The organism is Billgrantia desiderata (genome assembly GCF_900108215.1).
Taxonomy (GTDB): Bacteria; Pseudomonadota; Gammaproteobacteria; order Pseudomonadales; family Halomonadaceae; genus Halomonas; species Halomonas desiderata.
In genome coordinates this window covers 1-6804 of sequence record NZ_FNVC01000046.1, presented here as the reverse complement: position 1 = coordinate 6804, position 6804 = coordinate 1, and the positions used below count along the sequence as shown (strand labels likewise).

Annotated in this window: 7 protein-coding genes; 6 read left to right on the top strand and 1 reads right to left on the bottom strand. The window is 64.2% G+C overall.

Annotated features, from left to right (window positions below):
• Nucleotides 1-510: 510 nt before the first annotated feature.
• The 5 genes from C4S71_RS22125 to C4S71_RS22105 all read left to right on the top strand — a co-directional run bounded on the left by C4S71_RS22125 (nucleotide 511) and on the right by C4S71_RS22105 (nucleotide 5373).
• Nucleotides 511-1284 carry an ABC transporter ATP-binding protein gene (locus C4S71_RS22125; protein WP_103970580.1) on the top strand — a complete coding sequence of 258 codons (774 nt, stop codon included), beginning with the start codon at nucleotides 511-513 and terminating at the stop codon, nucleotides 1282-1284.
• Nucleotides 1281-2033 carry an ABC transporter ATP-binding protein gene (locus tag C4S71_RS22120; RefSeq protein ID WP_200825355.1) on the top strand — a complete coding sequence of 251 codons (753 nt, stop codon included), beginning with the start codon at nucleotides 1281-1283 and terminating at the stop codon, nucleotides 2031-2033. Before C4S71_RS22125 ends, C4S71_RS22120 begins: the two co-directional genes overlap by 4 nt.
• Nucleotides 2034-2216: 183 nt before the next feature.
• A complete protein-coding gene (locus tag C4S71_RS22115) occupies nucleotides 2217-3437 on the top strand; it encodes an ABC transporter substrate-binding protein (protein ID WP_086508479.1) in 1221 nt (406 codons plus the stop codon).
• A gap of 60 nt (nucleotides 3438-3497) precedes the next feature.
• Complete coding sequence (locus C4S71_RS22110; protein WP_010629602.1) at nucleotides 3498-4385, top strand: branched-chain amino acid ABC transporter permease; 888 nt, start codon at nucleotides 3498-3500, stop codon at nucleotides 4383-4385.
• Nucleotides 4386-4389: 4 nt separating this feature from the next.
• A complete protein-coding gene (locus C4S71_RS22105) occupies nucleotides 4390-5373 on the top strand; it encodes a branched-chain amino acid ABC transporter permease (RefSeq protein WP_103970579.1) in 984 nt (327 codons plus the stop codon).
• Between the two features lie 47 nt (nucleotides 5374-5420).
• Here C4S71_RS22105 and C4S71_RS22100 read toward each other — a convergent pair whose 3' ends face one another.
• A complete protein-coding gene (locus tag C4S71_RS22100; protein ID WP_086511897.1) occupies nucleotides 5421-6326 on the bottom strand; it encodes a LysR family transcriptional regulator in 906 nt (301 codons plus the stop codon).
• A gap of 130 nt (nucleotides 6327-6456) precedes the next feature.
• Here C4S71_RS22100 and C4S71_RS22095 point away from each other — a divergent pair.
• The coding region (locus C4S71_RS22095) for an alcohol dehydrogenase catalytic domain-containing protein (RefSeq protein ID WP_160113429.1) at nucleotides 6457-6804 on the top strand (348 nt) is incomplete at its 3' end.

The window sequence follows — 6804 nt, the reverse complement described above, 5'->3', positions numbered from 1 at the left end:
GTCGCCGATTACGCTGTGTGATCTGGCGGCAGTGGAAGCGCCCGACGACCCGGCGCCGGAAGCTTCTGGCGCTAGGCCTGGACGCATACCGTGCCTGGAAATCAGCGGGGAATGGGCGAGGAGCCTGGTGGAATGCGGGTGCCTCGCACATGAATCAGGCCCTGCCGCGGAAGCGGTTCGACGGGCTGGGCCTGATCTCGGTACTGGATACGGTAAGAGGGCTTAACCGTTCTTCATGAACCGCCGTATACGGAACCGTACGTACGGTGGTGTGGGAGGGCGCCGGGGGTGACCCCGGCCCCTACCCGATCAAGCTAATAAGGTGCGCTTCGCTATACGCCATTGGTCGAGTTCGACCCATGAACGGTTGCCCCGCGGTTGTGTCTCCTCTAGCTTACGTTAACGTAAAGGTTAGAAGTCCCGGGTTGAGCCAAGCATAGGTCTCAACCTTTACGACAACGACAACAAATCAGCATCGGGTCGCCGTGCGCGATCCAGAGAGGACGTCACATGACCCAGGAGTTCATACTGGAAACTCGCGGGTTGACCAAGCAGTTCCGCGGCTTCACCGCCGTGGACGATGTCAACCTGCAGGTCCGGGAGGGGCATATCCACGCCTTGATCGGTCCCAACGGCGCCGGCAAGACGACCGTCTTCAATCTCCTCACCAAGTTTCTGCCGCCGACCCGCGGCGAGATCCTCTATCGCGGCAAGCCGATCACCGGCATGAAGGCCAACGAGATCGCCCGCATGGGCATGGTGCGCTCCTTCCAGATCTCGGCGGTGTTCGCCCACATGACCGCGCTGGAGAACGTGCGCGTTGCGCTGCAGCGCCCCATCGGCACCTCCTTTCATTTCTGGAAGTCGGAGCGCACCCTCGACCACCTCAACGACCGCGCCATTGAGCTGCTCGATGAGGTCGGCCTGCGTGAATATGCCGACGTGCTGACGGTGGAAATGCCTTACGGGCGCAAGCGCGCGCTCGAAGTGGCCACGACCCTGGCCATGAATCCGACGCTGATGCTGCTCGACGAGCCGACCCAGGGCATGGGGGCGGAAGACGTCGACCGCATCGTCGCGCTGATCCGCCGCGTGGCCCAGGGCCGCACGGTGCTGATGGTGGAGCACAACCTCAGCGTGGTGAGCCGGCTGTGCGATCGCATCACCGTGCTGGCGCGCGGTGCCGTGCTGGCGGAAGGGGATTACCAGGCGGTCTCCGCCGACCCACGGGTGCGCGAGGCCTACATGGGTAGCGAGGCCGCGGCAGAGGAGGCCAGCGCATGAACCAGGTCGTCGAACAACCCGCACGCAGCGAATACAACGATCACGATGGCGCCGAGATGCTGCGCATCCGCGACCTGCATGCTTTCTACGGCGAGTCGCACATCCTTCACGGGGTCGACATGGAGGTGCGCCGCGGCGAGCTGGTGACGCTGCTGGGCCGCAACGGGGCGGGGCGCAGCACGACGCTCAAGGCGATCATGAGCATGGTCGGCCGGCGTACCGGTTCGATCATGATCAACGGCACCGAGACGGTCGGCATGAAGGCGCATCGCATACCGCGCCTGGGCATCGGCTACTGCCCCGAGGAGCGCGGCATCTTCGCCAGCCTCGACGTGGAAGAGAACCTGCTGCTGCCGCCCACCGTACGCTCGGGTGGCATGTCGATCGACGAGATCTACGAGATGTTCCCCAACCTGTACGAGCGGCGCCGCAGTCAGGGCACCCGGCTCTCGGGCGGAGAGCAGCAGATGCTGGCCATGGCGCGCATCCTGCGTACCGGCGCCCGCATGCTGCTGCTCGACGAGATTACCGAAGGGCTGGCACCGGTCATCGTGCAGAAACTGGCCGAGGTCCTGGTCAAGCTGCGTGACCGCGGCATGACCATCGTGCTGGTGGAGCAGAACTTCCGCTTCGCCGCACCGCTGGCCGACCGGCACTACGTCATGGAGCACGGGCGCATCATCGAGGAGATCAGTGCGGCTGAGCTGCCCGCCAAACGTGATCACCTCAACTCCCTGCTGGGGGTGTAGCCAACTAGGTAGCAGCAAGACCGGAGGTGGTGGTCGGTGCGTGTCGCCGGACCGCCTCCCGAAACTCGCCATCAAGGCACCGAGAAGAAGCACAACAGCAAGTTTCGTAACCACGATGAAGCGCGACTCATCCACAGTGCGCGTCACAACAACAAGCTGCCCAACCGGGCTATGGAGACGAAAATGACCTTCATCAAGAAGACCCTCGCCAGCAGCGTTGCTCTTGCCGTTACCGCCGTCATGGCGACTGCCGCTCAGGCGGAGATCAGCGACGGCGAGATCCGTATCGGCTATCTGGCGGACATGTCCGGCACCTATCGCGACCTGGCCGGGCCCGGCGGTCTCGAAGCCCTGCGCATGGCGGTCGAGGACTTCGGCGGCAGCGTCAACGGCGCGCCCATCCAGGTGTTCAGCGCCGACGACCGTAACAGCGCCGACGTGGGTGCCAACACCGTGCGCGAGTGGATCGATACCCGCAACGTCGACATGGTGGCCGGCCTGGTGGCCTCCTCCGTGACCATCGCCGTCACCCGCGTGCTGGAAGAGAACAATAGTTTCGGCATCGTGTCCGCATCGGCTGCCTCCAGCATCACCAATGAGCACTGTACGCCCAACCACATTCACTGGGTCTACGACACCTATCCGCTGGCCAACGGTACCGCCCAGGCGGTGGTACAGCAGGGCGGCGACACCTGGTTCATGCTCACCGCCGACTACGCCTTCGGTCATGCCCTGGAGAGCGACGTGACCCGCGTGGTGGAAGAGAACGGTGGCCAGATCGTCGGCGGCGTGCGCCATCCGTTCCCCACCGACGATTTCTCTTCCTACATTCTTCAGGCTCAGGGCTCGGGCGCCAAGATCATCGGTCTGGCCAACGCCGGTGCCGATACCGTCAATGCCATCAACACCGCCAGCCAGTTCGGCGTGGTGGAGGCCGGGCAGCAGTTGGCCGGTCTGCTGGTGTTCCTCAACGACGTACATGCGATGGGGCTCGACGCCACCCAGGGGCTGCTGCTGACCACCGGCTGGTACTGGGACATGGACGATGAGGCACGTGAGTGGGCCGAGCGTTACTACGAGCGCGTGGGCCGCATGCCGACCATGGTTCAGGCCGGCATCTACTCCAGCACCTATCACTATCTGCAGGCAGTCGAGGCGACCGGCAGCGACGACCCGGCCACCGTGCGCGAGCACATGATGCGCCAGCCGATCCACGACTTCTTCGCCCGCAACGGCCGGCTGCGTGAGGATGGCCGCATGGTGCACGACATGTACCTGGCGCGCGTGAAGTCGCCCGAGGAGTCCACCCACGAGTGGGATCTCTACGAGATTCTCACCACCATTCCTGCCGAAGAGGCCTACCGCCCGCTCTCCGAAAGCCAGTGCAAGCTGGTGCAGAACTGAAGCGAGCAAGACCGGCGGCGGCTGCGGCCGCCGCCCCTCTGACGGCGAGGAGATCCTGACATGACGATGATATTCGGCGTGCCGTTGGCGGTGTTCATGGGCCAGCTTCTGTTGGGTCTGATCAACGGCGCCTTTTACGCCCTGCTGAGCCTCGGGCTGGCGGTGATCTTCGGCCTGCTGAAGATCGTCAACTTCGCCCATGGGGCCATGTACATGCTGGGGGCATTCGCCACCCTGTTGGGCATGCGCTACCTGGGCATCAATTACTGGGCGGCGCTGCTGCTGGCACCGCTCTTCGTGGGCCTGCTGGGGATGCTGATCGAGCGCGTGCTGCTGCGTCGCATCGGTCACCTGGACCATCTCTACGGCTTGCTGCTGACCTTCGGTCTGGCGCTGATCTTCGAGGGTACGCTGGTCAACTTCTTCGGTGTCTCCGGCGCGCGTTACCCCACCCCCGAGGCGCTGCAGGGCGGTTACCAGACCGGTTTCATGTTCCTGCCCAAGTATCGGGCCTGGGTGCTGCTGGCGGCGCTCGTCGTCTGCTTTGCCACCTGGTACATCATCGAGCGCACGCGTCTCGGCGCCTACCTGCGTGCGGGTACCGAGAACCCGGCGCTGATGCAGGCCTTCGGGGTCAACGTGCCGCTGCTGGTGACGCTGACCTACGGTTTCGGCGTGGCACTGGCGGCCTTCGCCGGGGTGCTGGCCGCACCGCTCTATCCGGTGTCGCCGACCATGGGCTCGAACCTGCTGATCGTGGTCTTCGCCGTGGTAGTCATCGGCGGCATGGGCTCCATTCTGGGGGCCATCGTCACCGGACTGGCCATGGGGCTGATAGAAGGCCTGACCAAGGTGTACTACCCCGAGGCAGCCAACACCGTGATCTTCCTGGTGATGATCCTGGTGCTGCTGCTAAGACCCGCCGGACTGTTCGGCAAGGAGGCATGACGACATGGCCACGACTCAAACGATGACGCCATCCATGAAGCGTGAGCGCCGCGCCAACCTGCGTCGCACTGCCTTCTACCTGGTGCTGATCGCCATCGGCCTGGTGGCACCCTTCTTCGCCTATCCGGTGTTTCTGATGAAGGTGCTGTGCTTTGCACTGTTCGCCTGCGCCTTCAATCTGCTGCTGGGCTACGCCGGGCTGCTCTCCTTCGGTCATGCGGCCTTCCTGGCCACCGGCGGCTACGTCACCGGCTATCTGCTGGCGAGCTACCCGGCGCTGACCCCCGAGCTGGGCATCCTCATCGGCACGGTCGCTGCCCTGGTGCTGGGGGCCGCGTTCGGTGCGCTGTCGATTCGCCGGCAGGGCATCTATTTCGCCATGGTCACGCTGGCGCTGGCACAGCTGATGTTCTTCTTCTACATCCAGGCGCCCTTCACCGGCGGTGAGGATGGCCTGCATGGCGTGCCGCGCGGTCACCTGTTCGGCGTCATCAGCCTGCGCAGCAATCTGGCGATGTACTACTTCGTCTTCGCCATCTTCCTGTTCGGCTTCGCGCTGATCCAGCGTGCCGTGCACTCGCCCTTCGGGCAGGTACTCAAGGCGATTCGCGAGAACGAGCCGCGTGCCGTGTCTCTTGGCTACAACGTCGACGCCTACAAGCTGGTGGCCTTCATCCTCTCTGCAGGCTTGGCCGGTCTGGCCGGTTCCACCAAGACGGTGGTGTTCCAGCTCGCTTCGCTGACCGATGCCCACTGGCACATGTCCGGCGAGGTGATTCTGATGACCCTGCTGGGTGGTGTCGGCACCCTGTTCGGTCCGGTGGTGGGCGCGGGGCTGGTGGTGAGTCTGCAGCATCTGCTGGCACAGTCGCCGCTGGGCAACTGGGTCGGCCCGATTCTCGGCGTCATCTTCGTGATCTGCGTGCTCAGCTTCCGCAGCGGTATCGTCGGCGAGGCGATGAAGATGTACCGCAAGAACTTCAAGTGAAGGCCGTTGGCAAGACCTCTTCCTGGCGCCCTATAGGGGCGCCTTTTTCATGGCGTTTCCGTGGCGCAGGCCTGCTCCAGCCGGGCGGGAAGATGCTCGACCAGGAAGTCGATGAACTGGCGTACCTTGGCAGCATGCTGGCGATGGCGCGGCATGACCGCCCATACCCCGGCGTCGCGGCATTGAAAGCGCGACAGCACTTCGATCAGCTCGCCGCTGGCGAGATAGGGCATGACGTAGTAATCGGGCAGCTGTGCCAGTCCGAGCCCCTTGAGGGCGGCATCGAGCAGCGCCGGCCCTGAATTGGCCTGCCAGGGGCCGCTCACGCGCACCTCGCGATGCAGGCCGTCGACATCGAAGCGCCACAGGTCGCGGGTGCCGATCAGGCAGCGATGATGTACCAGTTCCGCTATCGAATGAGGCTGCGACACGCCCTGGAAATAGCCGGGTGAGGCGACGACGTATTCGTGCCGCTCGCACAGCCGTCGTGCCACCAGCGTGGAGTCCTGCAGGGTGCCCATGCGAATGACCACGTCGTAGCCTTCGTCGATCACGTCCACCTGACGGTTGGTCAGGTGCAGGCGCATCTCGAGCTGGGGATGAAGGCTCAGGAAGTCGTTGACCAGAGGGGCGATGAAGCGCTCGCCAAAGGCGGTGGCGCAGCTGAGCTGAAGGACGCCGTGAGGCTTTTCCTGCAGGCTCTGCAGGGCGGCTTCGGCTTCGCGGAAGCCGTCCAGCAGCTCACGGCAGCGAGCATAGTAGCGCTCGCCGGCATCGGTCAGGTGGATCTGACGCGTGGTGCGGTAGAGCAGCGGCAACCCCAGCTCCTGTTCGAGCTGGGCCACCTGGCGGCTGATATGCGAGTTCGAGACATGAAGCTGGCGGGCCGCGGCGGCAAAGGTGCCCAGCTTGACCACTTCCACGAAGGCTTCGATACCGTCCCAATGAGCCATGAGTGCACCGTGAATTATTGCACAGCAGGAATAATGTTGTGTCGCTGTTTCAGTATCATCATAGCGCCTGACGCACCTAGACTGATAGGGATCGTTACACACTGGATCGCCAAACCATCAGGAGAAAGGTATGAAGTCGCGTGCCGCCGTTGCGCTGGAAGCGGGCAAGCCCCTCGAACTCACCGAGATCGACGTCCAGGATCCCAGGGCCGGTGAGGTGCTGGTACGGATCAAGGCCACCAGCGTGTGCCACACCGACGCCTTCACCCTCTCCGGCGCCGACCCCGAAGGGCTGTTCCCCTCGGTGCTGGGTCATGAGGGCGCCGGCATCGTCGAGGCAGTGGGCGAAGGGGTGACCAGCCTCAAGCCCGGCGATCACGTCATTCCGCTGTATACCGCCGAGTGCGGCAAGTGCAAGTTCTGCCGCTCGGGCAAGACCAACCTGTGTCAGGCGGTGCGCGCCACCCAGGGCCAGGGG

Coding starts and splice junctions, on each gene's coding strand:
- C4S71_RS22125 (WP_103970580.1), top strand. CDS start 511: ATGACCCAGGAGTTCATACTGGAAACTCGCGGGTTGACCAAGCAGTTC.
- C4S71_RS22120 (WP_200825355.1), top strand. CDS start 1,281: ATGAACCAGGTCGTCGAACAACCCGCACGCAGCGAATACAACGATCAC.
- C4S71_RS22115 (WP_086508479.1), top strand. CDS start 2,217: ATGACCTTCATCAAGAAGACCCTCGCCAGCAGCGTTGCTCTTGCCGTT.
- C4S71_RS22110 (WP_010629602.1), top strand. CDS start 3,498: ATGACGATGATATTCGGCGTGCCGTTGGCGGTGTTCATGGGCCAGCTT.
- C4S71_RS22105 (WP_103970579.1), top strand. CDS start 4,390: ATGGCCACGACTCAAACGATGACGCCATCCATGAAGCGTGAGCGCCGC.
- C4S71_RS22100 (WP_086511897.1), bottom strand. CDS start 6,326: ATGGCTCATTGGGACGGTATCGAAGCCTTCGTGGAAGTGGTCAAGCTG.